Source organism: Methanothermobacter sp. (genome assembly GCF_049720995.1).
In the GTDB taxonomy this organism is placed as follows: domain Archaea; phylum Methanobacteriota; class Methanobacteria; order Methanobacteriales; family Methanothermobacteraceae; genus Methanothermobacter.
On record NZ_JBNASF010000009.1, the window covers coordinates 1 to 22,654 of the forward strand.

The window sequence follows — 22,654 nt, forward strand, 5'->3', positions numbered from 1 at the left end:
GGAACATCGAAATGAATATAGAAAAGTTCGCTAAATACGTGCCAAAAAAGTACTGGTGTTACTTTGCTTATCATCCTCCGTTCAAAAAAGTGAGAGCTTATATCGGGAAAGACCACAGGATCCATTATATAGAATACGATGCCTAGACAAATACACATGTAAAAATATGTCTATTACATTTTATTTTTTTAAAATTAAATAACTGGAGGGTACTAAATGGAAAATAAGCCAATTATAATCAGCTTACTGGTAGCATTCATAATAACTAGCATTATCTCTCTTACAGGGTATATGGAAGGTGCTGGACTGATGCCGCCAAAAAGTGCCATAAGTTCGTGGATAATATTACTGGATATATTTGTTGTAGGTATGACATTAGGTTTAATAGAGGCTATTTATGGTTGGATGAAAGGAAAAGGAACTTACGTGCATATTAATATTAGAAAATCGCCTGAAAAACTTTTAATTAGTGTTTTAGTTACAGTGGGGTTCAATTTTTTGGGTTTGTTAATTTCTTTAACCTCAAAGGCTCCTCTTGAAGAAAGTATATTTACAACTACAATGATTGGTTTCATGGTGGTTGCTCTAATGTGTCTTTTGTATAGCATTATGATAATAAGGCAAGCGCCTGCGTGAAACATGAAAATCAAAGCTTAAAACCGCCTAAATGATGAGAGGTGGATTACCCAAACAACATAGTCTTCATAGAGTGAGTGGAGCCAGTGGGATCCCAGGCCTTTAAGCTATAGAGGATGGCACCATGAGGACATACAATGGATACTGGGGATCCATATAATATTCATGATGGACATACCCACATCAGAAATCAAAGATAGGAATCCGCAGAAATCATGGTATACCATGTGAAAAATGAAAAAACCTTATTTTTCTTAAATTCTTTATTTTTCGTCTTTTCCGAAACCAATCAAAAAAATAAATGGAATGGATCTGTTAATCACAGCTCCAAGTTATCCTCCTCTTCAAGGGCCTTCAGGAGTTCATCCCAGGCCTCCAGGGACTCCCTGGCCGCCTCATCAGACATCACCTCAATGGCGTAGCCTGAGTGAACAAGCACATACTTACCCTCCTCAACATCATCCACAAGATCAAGTTTCACCTGTTGCCTCACACCACCAAAGTCGACGGTGGCAACATTATCCTCGCTGTCAATTTCAATAATCTGAGCAGGTGCTGCAATACACATTCAATAACCCTCTCCAAATTAATAGGATTAAAGTCAAAAAATTACACTGTCAGTAATTAGATAAAGATTTGTGACATATAAAGATTTGTGGGAAATAACCATTCAAAATTAATACAGGTGCATCCTATGGAGTGTGTTGTGATAGGGGGAGGTCCCGCAGGAAGGGCCGCGGCCATGGAACTCGCAGCCCTCGGAAACGACGTTACAATCCTTGAAAGGAAATTCATTGGGGGAACATGCCTTAATGAGGGATGTATGGTTGTGTGTGGTCTGAATGATGTTGCAAGGTTTCTGGATGAAGCCCGCCAGCTCAGGGATCTGGGTGTCGTTGACCTTGAATACTCCTCAGACTACAGGGAAATAGCCAGGGGTGTGAGAAAAACACTCAGCAGGATAAGGCATGTTACAGAAAGGGAGACACTTGATGCGGGTGTAGAGGTAATATACGCCGACGCAGAGGTCTCAGAGGGTAGAGTAACCGCAGGGGATGATGAAATCCCCTATGACAGGCTCATAATAGCAACAGGGGCCAGGCCCAGCATACCCCCCATCGAGGGTGCTGAAAAAGCCATAACCTACAGGGACGTGCTTGATCTTGACAGGACCCCTGAAAAACTCGTTATAATAGGTGGGGGTGTGATTGCAGCTGAATTTGCAGGTATATTCTCCTCCCTTGGATCAGAGGTGAGCGTGGTATCAAGAGGCGAGTTTCTGGGTAAACTTGACCCCCTCATCAGGGATTACGTGATGAGGAAACTTCTGAAAAACGTCAGAATTCTTGAGAATACATCCACCACCACAATAGATGAGGATGGTGCCGAAACATCAGCCGGCCGGATTGAAGGCCTCACACTCCTTGCAACAGGTCAGAGACCAAACTCAGAGTTCCTTGATGGGTTCGTTGAACTCAGAGAAAACGGTGCAGTTAAGGTTAATGAATTTATGGAGACCTCAAGAAAGCATGTCTATGCTGCAGGAGACGTTACCGGTGGTCACGGGACAACGCCCATTGCAAGGATGGAAGGTGTGGTGGCTGGGCTCAATGCAGCGGGTGTTGAGAGGCGAATTGACTACCGGTACCTTCCCTATGCAATATCACTGGGGTACGATGTTGGTTTCATTGAAAGCGGGGATCATGAGGGTAGGGAGGCTGTCATACCAGGCCTTGCAGGCCCAGGTTCATTCTGGAGTGTTCTTGAGGGAAAAACAGGACTAACCAAGGTCAGAATCCATGATGATGGCACCTCGGCTGCAGTATACTCTGTTGCCCCGGGTGCCAGGTTGATAATGCCCTACCTTTCACTGCTCATGAGAATGGGTGTTTCAATGTATGAGTTTGAGGACTTGGTGGAGACACACCCATCAACGGATGGTGTGTACAAGCTCATGAGGTTCCTCTCAAGGTACTGACCTCACTGCCTCCTCCTCTATAATTTCAGCTATCCTGTCTGCAGCACCTATCACATCCCCACTGTAGGCCTCCGCAGCCCTCCTCATATCATCTGCAGACTCAAGTGCCCCTAAAATAGCCTCCTCAATACCATCAAGCTCGGTCTCCAGCACGGCCCCCCTGAAGACAGAACCCATGTTATGGTACCTTCCATACTTGACACCCCTCAGTGCCACCACAGGCAACCTCATGGCAATGGCCTCATGGACCATCACCCCATCATCAGAGAGCACAGCAAGGTCTGCGAGGCTGTAGAGGTCACTGACCCAGTCTATGTAACCAAGGTTGATTATCCCATCACGGTCCACCATCCGCCCGTACTCCTCCCGCAGGGGATGCCCCACAACCGTGATGTTTGCACTGACATTGGATTCTACAACCTTAACCGCGGCCTCAGCCATCATCCTGAAGAGGGAGGAACCTGAGGAGAAAACAATGGTTGGTCTTTCAGGGTCAAATTCAGGGGGCATCCTTTGGATGGCCCTTTCAGGATCCCCCAGTGTTATGTCAGGGTTGATGGGTGAATAAACACTCTCAACACCCTTAAATTCCTTTCCAAATAGGTTGGATTCTGGAAGCGCCACGTTCCTGTTGAGACGGGTGCAGACCCGTGCATCAGTGGGGGTTATAAGAACACCCACAGCAGGAACTCCAGTAATTCTTGCGGAAAGGCAGCCCACAACCGCGCCCCCTCCTATCACACCAACAACCACATCGGGTTGGATCCTCCTTATCAGCCTTCCGGTCTCGTAAACCGCCCTCAGGGTCCTGAAAGCAGCCTTCAGCAGTTTCAACCTGCTTGCTGCGTGGCCCCCAGCCTGCGGTATCCTGACCCTGTGCCATCCAATACCCCTCTTCTTGAGGAGTATTCCAGGGGCGCTGTGATCAAGTGCAAATTCACATTCAAATCCTCTCTTCTCAAGTGCACTGGCTATGTTAAGTGCTGTTATTGCGTCTCCACCCATTCCCCGACCTGTTACAGTGAAAAGTGCCTTCATATGATCACCATAATTTCAGTGAAAAACCCATGAAATGTGACGGGAGATTCTATATCTGCAAAATAGGTTTAAATATCATACATTAAATAATTGGTTAATATGAACATACCCCCATATAATAAGAGGCCTGACATGGGGCGCCTCAGGGAGATAATAAGGGTAATGGGCAAGTACCACTTCGGGAACATACTTGAGGCCATAGGCCTCAAAAACAGGCTATTTGAAAGCCTGAAACTCTACATAAGGAGCCCTGAGGAGATCCATGAACCGGCCCCAGTACGCCTCAGACTTGTCCTTGAAGAACTGGGGACGACCTTCATCAAACTTGGCCAGGTGCTGAGCACCAGGGCGGACCTTGTGGGCAGGGAAATAGCAGATGAACTGGCCAAACTTCAGGATGAGGCACCTCCATTTCCCTTCAGGGACGTCAGGATGGTTATCGAATCTGAACTTGGCATGCCCCTGGAGGATATATTTTCCGACTTCCAGGAGGAACCCGTTGCATCGGCATCCATAGGCCAGGTCCACAGGGCTAGGTTGAAAAGCGGGGAGACGGTTGCCGTTAAGGTGCAGCGCCCCGGTATAACCGCCACCGTGAAAAGTGATATCATACTTATGAAGTACCTTGCAAAGCTTGCAAATGATCGCATCCCTGGTCTGGAGTACTACAACCTCCCTGGGATAGTGGCGGAGTTTGAAAGGGCCATCAGAAAGGAACTGGATTACCACCAGGAGGCCAACAATGCTGAGAGATTCCGTGCAATGTTCCTTGATGACGAAACCGTTTACGCCCCCTACGTCTACAGGGAATACTCCACCAGCAGGGTGCTGACCATGGAGTACGTTGAGGGCGTTAAACTCACAGAAATCCTGGGATCCGACATAAAATTCAATGCGAGGACAATAGCAGAGCGGGGTGCCCGTTGCTATTTCCGGCAGATATTCATACATGGCTTCTTCCACGCCGACCCCCACCCTGGCAATATACTCGTCCAGAGGGGTAATGTGCTGTGCTTCCTGGACTTCGGAATGATGGGTCACCTTGACCGTTCATTCAGGGATAAACTGGCTGAACTCTTCATTCTACTCATGAACTATGATGTGAACGGTATAGTGAACCAGCTGAGGTACATGAATATCCTCACAGAGGACACGGACCTTGAAGAGGTCAAGTACGATATAATAGACCTCCTTGATCGCTACTATGGTGCAGACGTTAAGAAGGTTGGGGAGATCCTCACAGAATTCACAATGCCCGAGATGATAATGAAGCACAGGATAAGGATCCCCAGGGACTTCGTGCTCCTTGCAAGGGTCATGAGCATGGCAGAGGATCTTGGTGAGCGCCTGGATCCCAGATTCAATGGAGTGGAGGTTGCATGGGAGATGACCCACAGCCTCATAAGAAAACGCCTGAACCCCCTGCGGAACCTGGACGAGGTCCCCTCGGCGTTCATAGAACTTGAACACATAGTGAACGATCTCCCGCGTGGCATGATAAGGGCCCTTCAGCGACTGGAGGAGGGTAAACTGAAGATGGAGCTTGAACACAGGAACCTCGATGAGATATCAAGGAGAATTGAAAGATCAACCAACAGGATATCGGTGGCCATGCTGGTCTCAGCCCTTATAATAGGCTCATCACTGGTTGCAATCCCAAAGGAGGCCCTTATACTCCAGAAGTTCCCCTTCCTGGGGCTTTTCGGTTTTGCTGTGAGCTTCATCATAGCCCTTGCACTCATAATTTCAATCATAAAATCGAGAAAGATGACCTGATGGAATCAGAGCTCATCCCTGAACCCCTGGGACGCATGGGGGTTGAAAAGTAGCCTCCTGAATCCAAGGGAAATCAGAAGAGGGTTATGGATTCTGAAAGCCCTTCTACCAAGTATTATTCTCCTTAAAAGATCCCCAAGGCCTCCGCCCGTCATGACATCCATATAAAGATCTCCAAGGGTGGGGTTCTCAATTTTAAGTCTCTTCTCAATGAATTCTGAGAGATTAGCCCTCCTTAAAATGGCTGTTATAAGGGGTGTCAGGAGAAAGAGTGACAGGAGAAGCAGCGGGCCCCCTGCAATGTAGAATAAAAGTCCAAGGGCAACTGCAAAGCTGTGGTTTCCAACCTCACCCATCATTATCCTTCCCATGTAATCAAGTGGTGAGTATGCAAGTGCAGCCACAATGATAAGAAGGGCTAGGTGGATGCCTGAACCTGTTATGATGGCTGCAGGTAGTGCCAGGAGGGACATGATGACCGTCACGGTGCAGGCCACCCCTGGCTGCATGTCGGCAATGTTCACCGGCTGTACCATGAGTGCCACAAGGAGTCCCCACGCCCCCATCAGGGGGTAGGTGATGATAACAACTGCCAGCATGCCCATGCCCCGTGAAAGCTGCCCCAACTCAATGGGAAGGTTCATTATCCTTCTTCTCCCAGTAATGTCATCAATAAATGCAAGAGCCCCCATCACAGCAACAGGGGTGTTGAATGGTGGGGGTGTGAATATCGAGAGGGCCGCCCATGGCACAATACCTGCAGCGCGGGGTGTGCCCCCCCTCACATCAGTGTATAGATTTGAATTTTTAAATAGCGATATGATGGCTGCGGCAGCAGGTGTCAGTACAAGCACGGCCACAGCCGCTACAAGCAGGGACCAGTCATCAATTAACATCACCATCAATCTCCATGACTCTGTCTGTGATCACCCTATGAACCCCGAGGATGTCTGGACAATTACCCTTCTGAGGCCCTCATCAAGCATCAGATCACGCACCTCAAGCATTTCAGGAACCGATGGCCTCTGAATATCCTTAAGCCTGAACTCCGGTCTGTAGTCAAGAAGAGTTACCTGGACGTCTGCACTGACAGAGACTATTTCAGACGCCATTTCAGCAATCTCCCGCGTGGATATGAGTGCACTGTTGTATGGGACCCCCAGCCCCATGAATATTCCATGATGCTCCTCAGAGATGTAGCTGAAAGCATTCCATGAGTTTTCAAGGTATACCCTGGCTTTTTCAGGATCACTGAGCCCTGTTATCCCCATGAAGGTCTTCAGCCTCCTCCCCTTGATGTCAATTCCTATCCTGTTCATGCCGGCCTCAGCAAGCTCATCAATGTATGGGGGCGTGAGCACCGTGCCATTTGTATCCACGTGAATGTTGATCCCACCATCAAGTTCCCTTACCCTCCTGACTGAACCGGAGAGCCATGACCTGTTAAGTGTGCATTCACCGCCAGAGAACGTGACAGTGCCTGTCCTGTAAATCGATTCAACACCAAGCAGCATCATTGCGGTTTCTTCAGGGTCAAGCAATGTGACCCCACGGGTGAACGCCACCTGGCTGTTCTGGCACTGGGGACACCTCAGGTTGCATCCATGGGCGAAGCATACCACCTCAACAGGGCCCTCCCCCCTTTCACTGAGGGGTGTCCCCACTCCCCCCGCTGTATGGGGGCCGAAATTACCCACATATCTCAGTGGCGGTTCAGGTATGGTCTCTATGACCATCCCCTCCTCAAGGGGTGTTACACAGGACTGCAAACTCATCCCATTTGCTGATACAGCGCATGCCCAGCACCCCCCTGTACCGCATGGTGAGAATACCTCCCCTTCCCCTGGTATGCCACTTACCCTGATACCCGCAGCCTCAAGGGCGTCCCCCACGGTGCCCGTGGCCCTGACATCTTCACTGTTTACTTTCACCCTGTACTCTGTATCATCCCTTCCTCCGGGAACAAGTGCGCCCTCAGGGCATACCAGCTGGCAGGCACCACAACCTGAACAGTTTTCACTGCACTGGAGCATCCTGCATCTTCCGCACCCGGTGCATCTATCCTGGAGAATTCTGAACAATGACAGTCCCCCATCATGAGATCCTGAACCTCAAGATACCTACAAGTCCGCCGAGGGATTCCAGCTGTTTGCCACCCTCGTGTTCACTGCTTATGAGCACAACAGAGCCGCCCATGCTCTCAACAATATCAAGGTATCCCTCAATATCCTCCCTGCTCACAACCCTGTCAAGGACCAGCAGCCTCTCAACAGCCCCCATGTTGATGGCATCCAGCACCTCCTCCCTGCCATAGACCACCGTTTCAGGGTCCCTTGCCAGCCTTTCAAGGACCTCATTCACATTCCTCACCTCTGCTGCCACCCTTTTCTCTGATGAAACCCTCTCCACTGTGCCCTTCCTCAGAACCTCATATATTCCTGACCTTCCACCGGTCCCTGTATTCTCAACCACGGCCTTACTTCCAATTTCAGGGTGTTTTTCCAGCAGGTATTCATGGAAATCTGACTTGTAGAAGCCAGGCCCTGCAATTATGATCGTCTCAAGTTCACCGTATTTTTTGAGGGCGTCCACTATCCTCTCATAGAACTCAAGTCGCAGTTTACCCCGGTCCCTCTGCTGCATCCTCTTACCTGGAATGTGACCTGTGATGGGGCCCTGGTACTCCACACCATACTGTCTTATGACTCCAATGTCTGCCACATCATCCTCAATTACAACTATCAGTGCCCTGATATGCTTTGATGCATTCACGGCCTCCTGAAGCCTCCTGAGTGTCCATCTGCTCCAGGAATCCTTTTTGATCCTGAGGGGGGTGTTGAGTTTAACCTCAAGGGTGTGGTGGGACCCGAGGGGCACAAGGTCCTCAGGGCCCCGCTCTATAACCCCTGTTGCCCTGAGTTTTCCTGTGTAGACGTGGAAACTGACACTTTCAACCCTTATACCAAGATAGAACGTTTTCTTAACTCCCCTGTCGCTTCTTATCTTCTCTCCGCTGGTATCCTGTATTCTTCTTGTTGTCCTTGCTGAAAGCAGGTCTCCCTCCTCAATTATATGGGAGAGGTGCCAGAGGTCGTCAAGGGTTTCGGGTACAACTTCTATGACACCGTTTTTCTCATCCTCATGTACTATCCTCATCTCTTCACCCTGAAATCATTGGAAAATGATTCTATCATGCTGAATGATCAGTGATAATATATATGAATACTTTTATAAATTAAGAGTCAGCTAAGTGGGAGAGGAGTGTAATCTGATGGGTGACTATGAATCAGGTACGGCAATTTTTCTGAGCATCATCGTGGGCTTCATCATGCTATTCTTCATTGACGGCCTCTTTGTTTATACCTTCACAGGATTCCTGGCGGCCTACCTCACAAGGGCTGAAAGGAGAAGTGCAGGTGAAGGGGCTGCCGCTTCACTCATACTTGCAGTTATGAGTTTCTCATCAGGGATGATATTCGGTCCCAGAATGCCCGGTAGAATTGCAGGTCTTGCCGCGCCTGATATCTTCACCTTCACCACAGGTCTCGTAATAATTGGGGGCCTTAGCTTCCTGCTCGGTGGTATCGGGGGCTACATCGCTGTGAAGGCCTTCAGGGAGTAGGCTGGTGGAAATGATTGTGAGCATCATAGGGGGTACTCGTGGGCTTGGATACTGGATAGCCCGATTCCTGAAAAGGGAGGGCTTAAAGGTCATAATCACCGGAAGGGACCATGATGCTGGAATGGAAGCCGCATCAAAGATTGGTGTGGAATACTGTGGTGACAACGTTCAGGCAGCATCCCGTGCAGATGTCGTGGTTGTTTCTGTGCCGATAGATGTAACTGCAGATGTTATAAGGGAGGTCGCCCCCCACGTCAGGGAGGGGGGTCTCCTGATGGACGTCACATCTGTAAAGGAGGAGCCAGCCCGGGTCATGGAGGAGTCCATAGGGGATGGCGCCCACCACCTTCCAGCCCACCCCATGTTCGGACCCAGGGTGTCCTCTCTTGAGGGACAGGTAGTTGTACTCACACCTACAAAGGAAAATCCATGGGTTGATACTGTTATTGAGTTTCTTGAGAAACATAAGGCCCGTGTTATAGTAACTGACCCGGCGACCCATGACCGTATGATGAGCGTTGTCCAGGTCCTCACACACTTTGCCTACATAAGCATAGCCTCCACCCTTGAGGCAGAGGGGGTAGATATAAGGGAGTCAAGGAAATTTGCAAGCCCAATATACAACCTCATGATAGACACCATTGCAAGGATAGTGGCCCAGAACCCATATCTGGCGTACTCCATCCAGACCCATAACCCCCATGGACAGGATATGCGTGACAGTTTCCTCAGGACGGCCTCTGAACTCAATGAGATGCTCAGTGCTGGCAGAATGGATGAATTCGTATCAAGGATGGGTCTTGCAGCCAAGAACATCGATGATGTTGAGGCGTCCCTTGGAAGGTCCGATAAGGCAATAGAGGCCCTCAATGAGGAACTTAAAATTCTGAAGGATTCCGTTGGAGCCGAAGTTGGTCTGAGGCACATCTATTCAGGTAAGGTGCATGTGGGGGTGCTTGAGTCGGTCACACCGGATTATGCGACCCTGAGGGAAGGTAAGAGGGTTCTCAGCTTCAAGATTTCCAATATAATGGTTCTCTCTGATGAGGAACTTCAGAGGTGGAAGGCTGAAAACCTTTCCACACGTGTGTATGATATATCGGCTGTTTTTCCAGATACAGTGGATCCCCATGTTATTGAGTACCTGACAGGGCTTCTTGATGGTGTTGCTGGCTCAGAGGTTGTTGATGTTTACAGTGGGCCGCAGATACCCGCAGGTCATGTGAGTTTAACCCTCAGGATTCATGTATTCCAGCAAGAGGACTACCAGAGGGTCAGGGAAATCCTTGAGGGTATGGGGGCCAGGATAAGGTAGTGGCTGCCCTCCGGTTAAAGATGGCTGAAGTGGGGCGGCAGCGTGGGTATTAATTGGTTCTGATATTAATATATAAATATACCGAAAACTTTATATATGATGACTTGCTTCAATATTATAGTAACTTAAATTTACTAAAACATTCCGTTAAATTATAAATTTAACTGGAAACATAATAATCATATAAAAGAGGTGGGTTGTATGGCAGAAAAGGAAATAAAATTAAAGGTTGCAGAGGCCCTCGCCCAGCAGGACGTTGGTAGGGGGATAGCCCGTGTGGACCCCGCATGCATGGAAAAGCTGGGTCTCTCCGACGGAGACATAATCGAAATAGAGGGTAAAAAACTGACCGCTGCGACCGTCATATCATCACAGTCCGACATAGGCCTGGGAATCATAAGGATAGACGGATACCTCCGTAAAAATGCAGGGGCATCCATCGGCGAGGAGGTGACAGTGAGGAGGGCAGACGTAAAGGACGCCCAGAAGGTCGTGCTGGCACCCGTCGACCAGGAAGTGATCATACGTGGAGATATAAGATCAGCATTCCTCAACAGAGTCCTCGTCAAGGGAGACATAATCGTATCAGGCATAAGGCAGCAGATATCCGGTGGAGGACTCTTCGATGAGTTCTTCAGGGACTTCATGGACCTCTCACCACTGGGGGAAATAAAACTCGCGGTCGTATCAACAAGCCCCGCAGGTGTCGTGAGAGTCACACCCACAACCCAGGTGGAAATTCAGTCAAAACCCGTTGACGTCAGCAAGCTGGAGGGCGTGAAGAACCTCGTGGACGTCACATACGAGGACATCGGAGGCCTCAAGGAGGAGGTAAAAAAGGTCAGGGAGATGATAGAGATCCCCCTCAAGAGGCCAGAACTCTTCGAGAGACTGGGCATAACTCCACCAAAGGGCGTCCTCATGCACGGACCGCCAGGTACAGGTAAAACACTCCTCGCAAAGGCAGTCGCCAACGAAAGCGACGCCCACTTCATAGCCATAAACGGTCCTGAAATAATGAGCAAATACGTTGGGGGATCAGAGGAGAGACTGAGGGAATTCTTCGAGGAAGCAGAGGAAAACGCGCCATCCATCATATTCATAGACGAAATAGATGCAATAGCACCCAAAAGGGAGGACGTAAGTGGCGAGGTTGAAAGGAGAATAGTTGCCCAGCTCCTCACCCTCATGGACGGCCTGAAAAGCAGGGGACAGGTTGTGGTCATAGGTGCAACCAACAGACCAGACGCCCTTGACCCTGCGCTGAGAAGACCCGGAAGATTCGACCGTGAAATCGAAATAGGCGTCCCTGACAGGGAAGAAAGAAAGGAGATACTCCAGATACACACCAGGGGGATGCCCCTCGCAGAGGACGTTGACCTGGATGAACTTGCAGAGATAACCCACGGCTTCGTAGGTGCCGACCTGGAATCACTCTGTAAGGAATCCGCCATGAGAGTGCTGAGGAGGGTTCTGCCTGAAATAAAGGCCGATGAGGAGATACCCAAAGAGGTCCTCAAGAAGATGATAGTCACAAGGGCAGACTTCAAGGAAGCCCTTAAGGAGGTCCAGCCCTCAGCCCTCAGGGAGGTCCTCGTACAGGTGCCCAGCGTCTCATGGGAGGACATAGGTGGACTTGAAGACGCCAAACAGGAACTCAGGGAGGCCGTGGAGTGGCCCCTCAAGTACCCCGACAGGTTCAAGAAATTCGGCATAAAACCGCCAAAGGGCATCCTGCTGCATGGATCACCGGGTACAGGTAAGACACTCCTCGCAAAGGCAGTGGCCAATGAGAGCCAGGCCAACTTCATAGCCGTGAAGGGCCCTGAACTACTCTCAAAGTGGGTGGGCGAATCTGAGAAGGGTGTCCGTGAAGTATTCAGAAAAGCACGTCAGACAGCGCCAACCGTGATCTTCTTTGATGAGATAGATTCAATAGCCTCAGTGAGAAGTGGAAGCACAGCAGACTCAGGGGTGACACAGCGTGTTGTGAACCAGCTCCTCACAGAGATCGATGGACTTGAGGAACTTCAGGACGTTGCTGTGATAGCCGCAACCAACAGGCCGGACATACTGGACCCTGCACTCCTCCGACCTGGAAGATTCGACAGACACGTCAAGGTCAATGATCCAGACAGGGAGGCAAGGCTCGCCATATTCAAGGTACACACAAAGGACATGCCACTTGCAGATGACGTGGACCTTGAAAAACTCGCAGACAAAACAGAGGGATACGTTGGTGCCGATATTGAAGCCGTATGCAGGGAGGCCGCCATGCTGACACTCAGAGAGAACATGGATGCAGAGGAGGTCCCAATGAAACACTTCCTTGAGGCCATGGAAAAGATAAAACCAAAGGGTGGCTTTGAGGAACAGGTTCAGTACCATTAACCTCCACTTTTTTTAAATGAATATAATACATTTTTAAATTTAAAATATTTCAATCCCATTTTGGTCTGATTTTAACAGGGCGGATTTTTTCTTTATTTGACCTGTATCGTTCTGAAATTTCTCCTCTCAGACTTATAAATCTGTCGATCCCCAATAATGCAGTTCATTTATATTGACAGACGACTCCCTGTAAGGCTTCATAAGTAAAAAATAAAGATCATGAACTGTTCAAAAAATTATAATCAAAATTTTAGCAGGATAAAAATTCAAAAATCAAATATAAAGTCTTCTAATGATAAAAAAGCTTAAAATAACATATGGTTATTATAAAAGGCCGGTTAGAAAATGGTCAAAAACTTCCGGAGAATATCCCTTCAATGACCGTAAAAAATAATTTTAGCGGATTAAAAGTTTTAAAAATAATTTTTAGCGTGATATGAAATTATTAGAATCATTAAAAATGTTTTATAAATTCATAGAGTTTATTGAAATTCCTATTATTGAATCAAAACCCTCTTAAATTTCTATAATCTAAAAAAACAAAATTTAAGCAATTATATAGGTCATTTTGGTGGATTCAGAAGGTAAAAATCACTAAGGTAAATACTGGAAAGAGTCAGACATCCTCACAACACCTTTAAGTGGTAATTTCAGTGTATCCTGCTGAGGCCCCGAGTTCCATATCGTCTCCTCATAACTATTTTTAAGTGGTCATTCCAACTATATCTAAAGTCAATTTATATTAAGTGTATTGGGAGGACCCCGAACACGGTGGTCATTCCAACTATATCTAAAGTCAATTAGGTTAACCTGGTGATAAGATGCCATATAATGTTAAAGACATTTCACTTGCCCCCCAGGGTAAAAAGAAGATCATGTGGGTTCAGGAACACATGCCTGTACTTGAAAGGATCAAGAGGGACTTCTCAGAGGAAAAACCATTCAAGGGGATCACAGTAGCATCATGCCTGCACATAGAACCAAAGACCATAAACCTGGGACTCACCCTCCTGGCAGGCGGTGCAGAGGTTGCCATGACAGGATGCAACCCACTATCAACCCAGGACGATGCAGCCGCCGCCGGAGCGAAAATGGGCCTCAACATGTACGGCTGGCGCGGTGAAACCAATGAGGAGTACTATGAAAACATACACCGCGTCCTGGACCATGAACCAGACATCCTCATCGACGACGGGGCAGACATGATATTCCTCGTCCACAGGGAAAGAAGAGAACTACTGGATGGAATAATAGGTGCCTGTGAGGAGACAACAACAGGAATACACCGACTGAGGGCCATGGCAGCCGATGGTGCCCTCGAATTTCCCGTAATGGCCGTGAACGACGCCTATACAAAGTACCTCTTCGACAACCGATATGGTACCGGCCAGTCAACATTTGACTCCATAATGGGGACCACCAACATGCTCATAGCAGGTAAAACCGTTGTGGTGTGTGGCTATGGCTGGTGCGGGCGTGGAATAGCCCTGAGGGCGCAGGGTCTTGGCGCGAATGTCATAGTAACCGAGGTTAACCCCATAAGGGCGCTTGAGGCCCGTATGGATGGATTCAGGGTGATGAGGGTTTCAGAGGCCGTTAAACATGCGGACATACTCGTAACTGCAACAGGAAACACCGATGTGGTCGCTGGTGATGACTTCATGAACATGAAGGACGGCTGTGTGATGGCAAATGCAGGCCACTTCAACGTTGAAATAAACAGGGAAGATCTTGAAAGGCTATCAGAGGATAAAAGGCTGGTTAAGGAGGACATAGAGGTATTCATCATGCCTGATGGGCGCAAATTATACCTCCTCGCCGAGGGAAGACTGGTTAACCTCGCCTCAGAAAGGGGTCAGGGTCACCCTGCAGAGATAATGGACATGAGCTTTGCAATGCAGGCACTATCAGCAAGGCACCTCCTCAGTGAAAAACCTGAACCCGGCGTCTACAGGGCCCCTGATGAAATAGACATGCGGGTTGCGGAGATGAAACTGGAGGCCATGGGGATCCAGATCGATGAACTGACAGAGAAACAGCTAAGGTACCTTGAAAACTGGGAAGAGGGGACATAGGAGGAAGAACTTGGGTTTCTTCAGGATGATAGATAAGGGCAAAAGCCCTGTAAGGCTCTTCGTTGGTGGTGTGCATGGAAAGGAGGGTCTCACAGCAATAAGGGCCCTCAAGAGGCTGGGTTTCAATGACATCCGGAGGGGAAAGCTTATAATATACAGCTGCAACCCCACAGAGTACATGAGCACCCTTGACCCCAATTATTACAGAAGCGAGCAGGGAATGGAAATAATAGGACTCATAGAGAAGTACCGGCCATCAACATACCTTGAGGCCCACTGCTACAGGGAGGGGAGCTACGGCAGGTTAACTGATCCCTCAAGGAGGAGCCTTGATGGTGTCCCTCCCCTAATAGAACTGGAGAGGGGTGTTCTGATAGGTTCAGTATCACCCCACATACGCAAGAAACTCTTCAGACGCGAGGATATCTGCCTCACCATTGAAATGCCCTGTCTGAGGAGTTCCAAAGACGAACTTGATGGACTTGAGGTTTACGTGAATTTCCTGAAGACTGTTGCATCATCAGAAACCCGTGAAGAACTGGAAGAGCGTCTTGGCAGGAGATACCCTGAACAGGTTGAAACCGCGAGGAGATACGCCAGGGAGTTCTTCGGGGAATACCCCCCATTCTAGAATGCTGGAAAATCATGTCCATGATGAATGGGATACAGATGATGCTTAGGGCTTAACTTCTATGATGATAAGAATGAAGTTAAAATCGGATGAATGGGATACAGATGATGCTTAGGGATAAAACATTATACTGAATCATGTTAATGAAGATATACCTTAGGTGAAGTCTGGGGAAAATAGAAGAAAAACCCGATATGGATTTTGAATGAATGAAGATATACCTTAGGTGAAGTCTGGGGTGGATAACATCAGTGTGAAATCATACATAAAGAGACTTATTAAACTTGTTGAGATGGAGAGGGAGGCAGAGATAAACGCCATGATGAATGAGATAAGGAGGCTGTCCCCCCAGAAGCGTGAAAGGATAGGAAGGGCCATAAATGGTCTTAACGGTAAGGTGACCGGACGTGAACTTGGATTCCATCTCGTGAAATACGGAAGGAGAGAACCCATAGATACCCAGATATCGGTGGGTGACCTTGTCCTGATAAGCCGTGGAAACCCCCTGAGAAGTGACCTCACAGGTACCGTGGCGGCGAAGGGTAAACGATTCATTGTGGTGGCACTTGAAAATGTCCCGAGATGGGCCCTGAAGAACGTCAGGGTGGACCTCTACGCCAATGACATAACCTTCCAGAGGATGATAGACAACCTCAAGGGGGCAGGCAGGAATGTGTTCAGGGTTTTAAGGTTTCTGCTGGGGGAGGAGAAACCATCTGATCACCAGATTGTTGAATTTGAACCCATAGACCCTGAACTCAACAGGTCCCAGAGGGAGGCCATAATGAGGGCACTGGGATCAGATGATTTCTTCCTTATACATGGACCCTTCGGTACAGGAAAGACACGTACACTCCATGAACTCATAAGGCAGGAGGTCAGGAGGGGTAACCGTGTCCTTGTGACAGCTGAGAGCAACGCTGCAGTTGACAACCTCCTTGAGGGAATTGCAGGTCATCTGAGATGTGTCCGGCTCGGACACCCCCAGAGGGTCTCCAGGACAAACCTGCAGGAGACACTTGCATATAAACTTGAGAACCACCCCGAGTACACGAGGGTCCTCCAATACCAGGGGAGGATTGACAGGCTCATTGAAGAGCGTGAAAGGCACCATAAACCCACCCCACAGTTGCGCAGGGGGCTCACAGACACTCAGATAATGATCAACGCCACAAAGAGGAGGGGTGCCCGGGGCATATCCCCTAATGTGATGATATCCATGGCCCGATGGATAGAGATCAACCAGCAGATAGACGACCTCCACAGGAAGATGCAGGAGGTTGAAGTTGATATCGTTGACAGGATAATCCGTAACAGCCAGGTTGTCCTTGCAACCAACTCCTCCGCGGCCCTTGAGTACATAGATAACGTGAAGTTTGATGTTGCAATTGTCGACGAGGCATCCCAGGCCACAATACCCAGCATACTCATACCACTCTCACGTGCACCGAGGTTCGTGCTGGCAGGAGACCACCGACAGCTTCCACCAACCATACTGAATCCTGATGCCTCTGAACTGGAGGTGACACTCTTTGAGGAGCTCATAGGGTCATGGCCTGAGAATTCATGGATGCTGAACTGTCAGTACCGTATGAACCCTGCTATAATGGAGTTCCCAAACAGGGAATTCTATGGGGGTAGGATAAGGGCCCACCCATCCCTTGAGGAAATCTCAATACTGGATGTTATATCCTCTGAAATCCCTGACTCCATGCCCCACAGAAAACTTGCAGAGAAGAGCCCTGTCCTCTTTATTGATACCTCCAAGGTTGGAAAGGGTGAGAGGAGGCTGAAGGGCTCAACATCAATTCAGAATCCCCTTGAGGCAGACCTTGCAGTCATAATCGCAGGTGCCCTCATGAGGATGGGTGTTAAAGAAGAGGATATCGGTATAATAACGCCCTACGATGACCAGGTGGACCTCATATCCTCCATGACCGATGTTGAGGTTAACAGTGTTGATGGTTTCCAGGGGCGCGAGAGGGAGGTTATCATCATCTCAATGGTGAGAAGTAACAGTGAAGGTAACATAGGTTTCCTGAGGGACCTCAGGAGGCTCAATGTTTCACTTACACGGGCAAGGCGCAAGCTCATAATAATGGGTGATACCAGTACCCTATCATCCCACCCCTCCTACAGGAGGTTGATTGAATACTGCAGGGAGAGGGGATTCCTCTATGAACCATCAGCTGATGATCTGAGGGAGTGGGGCCCATGACCTTTAGAACCAGTCCTCAAGGCTTTTCTGTGTGAATGAAGCTCTTTCAATTTTTTTAAGTGCAGCCATCACCCTTTCCTCTGAAAAGCCATGCTCATCGCAGAGGAACCCGATGATCCCATCCCTATCGGGTTTCCTCCATCTGAGTTCATAGTCCCCTGTCACGTCAGGTTCAAGGAATATCCTCCTGAGGACCTCAGGGTCGCCTCCTATGTCTCCATCAACCTCATCAATTACACTGAATACGTCACCCTTTTCCTTTATGAGTTTGAGTCCTCTCCTGGCACCTATCCCCTTTATTCCATCATTGAAGTCTGTGCCAACGAGGAGTGCAAGGTCCACCAGCTGCTCATGGGTGATTGAAAGGGTCTTGAGGGCTGATTCCAGTTCAATTATCTCTGGTTCCTCCAGTTTTCCGCTGAGTGTGAGGTTTCTCACGACCCTCGGGGCGCCGAAGAGGAGGCAGTCATAGTCCTGGGATGCCACTGCCCAGGCATCGCCCCTCCTAACAATGAATGATGCCTGTGCCTCACCTTCTCCGGGTGCCTGAACGTACGGGATCCCAAGGAGTTCAAGGAGCCTTTTGGAGCTTTCAACTATATCCTGTGACATCCTTGAGGACCTCACAGCATACTTCCTTGCCCTCTCAATGTCCCCCTCCTCAAGGGCCCTCCTCCATTCCATCTCAGACTTCTTTCGGGTCTCAATTCTCCTTGTCACTGTTTCGCCCTTCAGGTGATGGGATTTCCCGTCAAAAACATAGGCAACCCTTATATCCCTCTCCATCACCGCCGCTGTCCTGTAGAGTATGCCGCTGAGGTGGGATGTCACCCGCCCCTCTGAGTCCATGAGGGGTGTTCCATCCCTCTGTCTTATGCTTGAGAGGAACTGGTATATGCTGTTGGCTGCATCAACTGCAACGGTGCGTCCCCTGAGATCCTCAAGCCTTATCTTCTCTGCTGATACTATATCCTTTAATTTAACTCCCATGCGAACACCGTTACTGGAATTCTTCCCTGAACCAGTCAAAGGGGAAGGTCTCCTTTATCCTTATGAGCACCTCGTCCTGGTGGATTATGTTATAGGTCCTTGTGAGCATGGGGGAGTCTGTTCTGAATATTTCCCTGAGTTCTCTGCTGGGACTTTCTATGTCAAGGATCTCTATCTCCCTCCGGGATTCTATACTGTGCTTCTTAAGTATCCTGCCTATGGGTATATCCGCCCTTATGAGGTCCTCTCTGAAGGCATCATCAAGCCTTGATAGTGGTATGTATGATATGGCGTGTATCAGGGGCTCCCTGTTTCCTATGACAACCACCCGGTGATTAACCATTTCTCCCGGGGATATTCTGAGTTTATCTGCGATTTCAGGAGTTGATGGTATGAATTCCTGTTTCAGGGTCCTTATGGTTACTGTTCCCCTCAGCACGTCAAGTATCCTTGTTACCGAGCCATCTGTTGATAGCAGTATTTTCTGGGTGTTTGAGAGTCTCCCTATTATCCTCTCGATGCGTTCGATCTCCTCCATGACATTGACATCCATTTCCTGCCTCCCTCATAATGCAGGTCTTTCCGGTATCTTTTTTATTCGGGTGCGCTGATCACCCCTTTAATTGCAGATTCCGCCACTACCGCCGGGTTGGCCAGGTAGACCTTTGATGATGGGTCCCCCATCCTTCCCCGGAAGTTACGGTTGGTTGTGGCTATGCTAACCTCCCCTGGAGCCAGGACCCCCATGTGGGCCCCGAGACATGGGCCGCAGCCCGGGTTGCAGACCACTGCCCCTGCCCTTATGAAGGTCTCTATTATACCATCCTCCAGTGCCCTGAGGTAGATCTCCCTTGAGGCAGGTGCAACTATGAACCGCACATCATCATGGACCCTTCTATCTCCAATGACATCTGCTGCCATTTTAAGGTCCTCGTAGCGACCGTTTGTGCATGAACCAAGGAATGCCTCGTCTATGTGGGTTCCCTCAATCCTGTGAACAGGGGTGACGTTATCCACATCATCCGGACAGGCAACCTGTGGTTCGAGGTCAGAGACATCGAAGTGGTGGTCCTCCACGTACTGGCTGTCCCCATCGGAACGGTAAACCCTGAAGTCTCTCCCTGTCCGGGTCTTTACGTACCTGATTATCTCCCTGCTGGGCTCCATTATACCGTTTTTGGCCCCCATTTCAACCGCCATGTTGCAGATGGTCATCCTTCCAGCCACGTCCATATTATCAACTGTGCTGCCTGTGAACTCCACCGTCCGGTATGTTGCCCCATCCACACCGATTTCCCCTATGATTTTCAGTATAACATCCTTTGCTGTGGTCAGCCCCTGCAGTTCACCTGTAACCTCGATGCGCATTGCCTCGGGCACCATGAACCAGGTTTTTCCTGTGGCGAATACCATTGCCATGTCTGTGGCGCCCATTCCAGTTGCAAATGCACCGAATGCCCCGTATGTGCATGTGTGTGAGTCTGCACCCACTATAACCATTCCAGGGCTTACAAATCCCTTCTCGGGGAGTACCTGGTGGCATATGCCCTCAGCGTTTTTGAAGATATTATTTATTCCCTGTTCAGCCGCGAATTCAGAGGTTACCCTCTGGAACTCTGCTGCGCCGATCGTGTTGGGTGGTACGTTGTGGTCGAATACCATGACGATCCTCTCAGGGTCCCATACCCTGCTGGGGCCTCCCCTTGAGGCTATCTCCCTGAATGTGCGGATTGTTGGGGGTGATGTGCCGTCGTGGGTCATTGCAAGGTCAACCCGTGCCTCTATTATCTCTCCGGGTGTAACCTCAGCCACTCCGGCTGCATCTGCAAGGATCTTTTCTGTGATGTTCATTTTAACCACCTGAAAGCCATCTGAGTATAAAGTGCCGTAACCCCTCCCATGTTCATTCCAACCTAGAAGTCAACGGGTCCCCTCACAGACCTTACGATCCTGTAGAAGAGTTCATCGTTAATGTATTTCCCCTTCTCCCTGTTTTTCTTTACCTCCTCCACTATCCTGCAGAGTTCCTCCCTTGTAACCTCTATACCGTACTCCTCAAGTTTTGCCTTGACTGCCCTGCAACCTGAGTGTTTACCCAGTACTATCTTGCGCTGGTGACCTATCATCTCAGGGAGGAACGGTTCATATGTGAGGGGTTCCTCTATCACCGCATCCACGTGTATACCTGACTCGTGCCTGAAGACGTTCCTTCCAACTATGGGCTTGTTCTCAGGTACCTTCATGCGGGTGTGCTTCTCAACGAGCCTTGACAGCTCATAGAGGACGCTGATGTTGAATCCAAGGTCAATGTCATAGATTATCCTCAGGGCCATTATAAGCTCCTCAAGGGAGGTGTTCCCTGCCCTTTCACCTATACCGTTAACCGTGGTTGAAACTGCTGTTCCGCCCGCCAGGAGCCCTGCTATTGAATTTGAGAGGGCCATGCCAAAGTCATTGTGGCAGTGCATTGCTATGTCCACCTTTATATCCTTTCGAAGTTCCCTTACAAGGTAATCCATTCCCTGAGGACTTATGGCACCCACTGTATCCGCTATATGGACCCTGTCTGCCCCGTAACTCTCTGCCTTTCTGTATATCTGCCTGAGGAATTCCAGGTCAGTCCTTGTGGCGTCCTCTGCTGAGAATGCCAGGAAGAGGCCGTGTTCCTTTGCATACTCTATGGAGTTCATGCACACATTGAGGGCCTCCTCCCTTGTGAGTTTGAGTTTGTGTTTGAGGTGGAGGTCGGATGTGGCCATGAAGGTTATGACGCCATCAACGTCGCAGTCAATCGCAACGTCTATGTCCTCCTTCTTTGTCCTGCTCAGGGCCAGTATATCTGCATTGAGACCTTCATTGGCTATTGTCTTTACTGAAACCTTTTCCTGCTTTGATACAACTGGAAAACCGCTTTCTATCTGGTGTATGCCCAGTTCATCAAGTTTTCTGGCTATTTCAAGTTTTTCCTCGGTTCCAAGGCAAACTCCAGGGGTCTGCTCCCCGTCGCGGAGTGTTGTATCATAAATCGTGATCTTATCAGGAAATTCTAATTCAGCTTCCTTATTGAAGGGACTGACAAAGTATTTCAAGGGATTACCACCTTAACTGATTTATTAAAATGAAGACCATAGCATTTATTTAAATTTGATATCCAAGTATAAAAGGTTTGAGAGTACAGGCATCTTCCGGCCCTACATGTTTCATCTGTTGTGACCATACCGACGCCTTTCAGCCTCCAGATAAATAAGGGAGTGACCTGATCCCTGGCCCTGGCGGTTATCTGGCCTTGGCTCCCTGGACTTTTGAGATCCCTCTCAGATTTTTTATGGGTCCCTGGCAGTGCCTATTCAGATTCAGCCTCAAGAAGTTCACATAAACCCCCAATTCTCAATCAACTATCCAGATTCAGCCTAAAAAAGTTCACATAAACCCCCAATTCTCAATCAACTATCCAGATTCAGCCTCAAGAAGTTCAAGGTAGGATTTTCTCTCGAATCCCCCGCTTACCCCCAGTTTTCTGTAGAGACCAAATATCTCGCTGAGTGCATCCCCGTAATCACTGCCATCAGGGAGGTCCCTCTCTATTTCAAGGTAGGTCCCGAGGCCCCTCACGGTGTCAATTGATAGGGTGAAGTCTCCGAGTGAGTAGGTCCTCCTCTCCTTGAAGACCTCCCTCACCCTTCGAAAGCCAAGGGACTCCAGTATTCCCGCTGCCGTTTCAGGGTCTGCAACCTCAACCTCCAGTTCCTTCCGGGTCTTACTCATATCATCAATTTTGGGACCCTTGTAGGTTATGAATGTCTTTTCGCCTGTTTTTCTTATTCTCAGCGCTTCATCGGTCTCTGCAAAGTCCCTGTGGGGGGCATTGAAGTATAGGTCAGTCTGTTCCTCATCTGAAACATGGCACCCGCCAAGTGAGATTATGCGCTCTCTTAATTCATCCCCGCTGGAAATTTTAGCCTTAACCTCAACCTCTATCAAAGT

Annotated in this window: 19 protein-coding genes; 9 read left to right on the forward strand and 10 right to left on the reverse strand. The window is 48.9% G+C overall.

What is annotated here, in order from left to right; translation table 11 throughout:
* The first annotated feature begins 216 nt into the window (after positions 1-216).
* Positions 217-636, forward strand: a complete 420-nt coding sequence (locus ACPLJI_RS04145) for a hypothetical protein (RefSeq protein WP_424731420.1) — start codon at positions 217-219, stop codon at positions 634-636.
* A gap of 319 nt (positions 637-955) precedes the next feature.
* Here the strand turns inward: ACPLJI_RS04145 and ACPLJI_RS04150 are convergent, their stop codons facing one another.
* A complete protein-coding gene (locus ACPLJI_RS04150) occupies positions 956-1,204 on the reverse strand; it encodes a HypC/HybG/HupF family hydrogenase formation chaperone (RefSeq protein ID WP_074358355.1) in 249 nt (82 codons plus the stop codon).
* A 126-nt stretch (positions 1,205-1,330) separates the two neighbouring features.
* Here ACPLJI_RS04150 and ACPLJI_RS04155 point away from each other — a divergent pair, with 126 nt between their 5' ends.
* Positions 1,331-2,614: an FAD-dependent oxidoreductase gene (locus tag ACPLJI_RS04155; protein WP_424731419.1), complete on the forward strand. Its 1,284-nt coding sequence runs from the start codon at positions 1,331-1,333 to the stop codon at positions 2,612-2,614.
* Here ACPLJI_RS04155 and ACPLJI_RS04160 read toward each other — a convergent pair.
* Complete coding sequence (locus ACPLJI_RS04160; protein WP_424731418.1) at positions 2,603-3,652, reverse strand: glycosyltransferase; 1,050 nt, start codon at positions 3,650-3,652, stop codon at positions 2,603-2,605. The genes ACPLJI_RS04155 and ACPLJI_RS04160 overlap by 12 nt on opposite strands.
* Positions 3,653-3,784: 132 nt before the next feature.
* Between ACPLJI_RS04160 and ACPLJI_RS04165 the strand changes: the two genes are divergently transcribed.
* Positions 3,785-5,428 (forward strand): ABC1 kinase family protein, encoded by a 1,644-nt coding sequence (locus ACPLJI_RS04165; RefSeq protein WP_424741145.1) that lies wholly within the window; start codon positions 3,785-3,787, stop codon positions 5,426-5,428.
* Between the two features lie 5 nt (positions 5,429-5,433).
* Here the strand turns inward: ACPLJI_RS04165 and ACPLJI_RS04170 are convergent, their stop codons facing one another.
* Genes ACPLJI_RS04170 through ACPLJI_RS04180 form a run of 3 tightly spaced genes read right to left on the reverse strand, consistent with a single transcriptional unit; the run spans position 5,434 to position 8,584 of the window.
* Positions 5,434-6,324: a hypothetical protein gene (locus ACPLJI_RS04170; RefSeq protein ID WP_424731417.1), complete on the reverse strand. Its 891-nt coding sequence runs from the start codon at positions 6,322-6,324 to the stop codon at positions 5,434-5,436.
* A gap of 30 nt (positions 6,325-6,354) precedes the next feature.
* Positions 6,355-7,509 (reverse strand): radical SAM protein, encoded by a 1,155-nt coding sequence (locus tag ACPLJI_RS04175; protein ID WP_424731416.1) that lies wholly within the window; start codon positions 7,507-7,509, stop codon positions 6,355-6,357.
* Between the two features lie 13 nt (positions 7,510-7,522).
* Complete coding sequence (locus tag ACPLJI_RS04180; RefSeq protein WP_424731415.1) at positions 7,523-8,584, reverse strand: mRNA surveillance protein pelota; 1,062 nt, start codon at positions 8,582-8,584, stop codon at positions 7,523-7,525.
* Positions 8,585-8,699: 115 nt separating this feature from the next.
* Here ACPLJI_RS04180 and ACPLJI_RS04185 point away from each other — a divergent pair, with 115 nt between their 5' ends.
* The 6 genes from ACPLJI_RS04185 to ACPLJI_RS04210 all read left to right on the forward strand — a co-directional run bounded on the left by ACPLJI_RS04185 (position 8,700) and on the right by ACPLJI_RS04210 (position 17,680).
* Positions 8,700-9,050, forward strand: a complete 351-nt coding sequence (locus tag ACPLJI_RS04185) for a hypothetical protein (protein ID WP_424731414.1) — start codon at positions 8,700-8,702, stop codon at positions 9,048-9,050.
* A 10-nt stretch (positions 9,051-9,060) separates the two neighbouring features.
* Positions 9,061-10,365: a prephenate dehydrogenase gene (locus ACPLJI_RS04190; protein ID WP_424731422.1), complete on the forward strand. Its 1,305-nt coding sequence runs from the start codon at positions 9,061-9,063 to the stop codon at positions 10,363-10,365.
* Positions 10,366-10,566: 201 nt separating this feature from the next.
* The gene (locus tag ACPLJI_RS04195) at positions 10,567-12,756 is read left to right on the forward strand and encodes a CDC48 family AAA ATPase (RefSeq protein ID WP_424731413.1); all 2,190 of its coding nucleotides are present in this window, start codon (positions 10,567-10,569) and stop codon (positions 12,754-12,756) included.
* A gap of 821 nt (positions 12,757-13,577) precedes the next feature.
* Positions 13,578-14,831, forward strand: a complete 1,254-nt coding sequence (gene ahcY, locus ACPLJI_RS04200) for an adenosylhomocysteinase (protein ID WP_424730801.1) — start codon at positions 13,578-13,580, stop codon at positions 14,829-14,831.
* A 10-nt stretch (positions 14,832-14,841) separates the two neighbouring features.
* The gene (locus tag ACPLJI_RS04205; protein WP_424730800.1) at positions 14,842-15,462 is read left to right on the forward strand and encodes a DUF2119 family protein; all 621 of its coding nucleotides are present in this window, start codon (positions 14,842-14,844) and stop codon (positions 15,460-15,462) included.
* 253 nt (positions 15,463-15,715) lie between these two features.
* On the forward strand, positions 15,716-17,680 hold the full coding sequence (locus ACPLJI_RS04210; RefSeq protein ID WP_424730799.1) for an IGHMBP2 family helicase: 1,965 nt from the start codon (positions 15,716-15,718) through the stop codon (positions 17,678-17,680).
* A gap of 3 nt (positions 17,681-17,683) precedes the next feature.
* Here the strand turns inward: ACPLJI_RS04210 and fen are convergent, their stop codons facing one another.
* From fen to cyaB, 5 genes are all read right to left on the reverse strand, one after another.
* Entirely contained in the window at positions 17,684-18,670 is a 987-nt protein-coding gene (gene fen, locus ACPLJI_RS04215) for a flap endonuclease-1 (RefSeq protein ID WP_374891969.1), read from the reverse strand.
* Positions 18,671-18,680: 10 nt separating this feature from the next.
* A complete protein-coding gene (locus ACPLJI_RS04220; protein ID WP_374891968.1) occupies positions 18,681-19,223 on the reverse strand; it encodes a chorismate pyruvate-lyase family protein in 543 nt (180 codons plus the stop codon).
* A 41-nt stretch (positions 19,224-19,264) separates the two neighbouring features.
* Positions 19,265-20,521 carry a homoaconitase large subunit gene (hacA, locus tag ACPLJI_RS04225; RefSeq protein ID WP_424730798.1) on the reverse strand — a complete coding sequence of 419 codons (1,257 nt, stop codon included), beginning with the start codon at positions 20,519-20,521 and terminating at the stop codon, positions 19,265-19,267.
* A 62-nt stretch (positions 20,522-20,583) separates the two neighbouring features.
* A complete protein-coding gene (locus ACPLJI_RS04230; RefSeq protein WP_321211475.1) occupies positions 20,584-21,759 on the reverse strand; it encodes a homocitrate synthase family protein in 1,176 nt (391 codons plus the stop codon).
* Between the two features lie 358 nt (positions 21,760-22,117).
* Positions 22,118-22,651, reverse strand: a complete 534-nt coding sequence (cyaB, locus tag ACPLJI_RS04235) for a class IV adenylate cyclase (protein ID WP_424730797.1) — start codon at positions 22,649-22,651, stop codon at positions 22,118-22,120.
* Between the last annotated feature and the right edge of the window lie 3 nt (positions 22,652-22,654).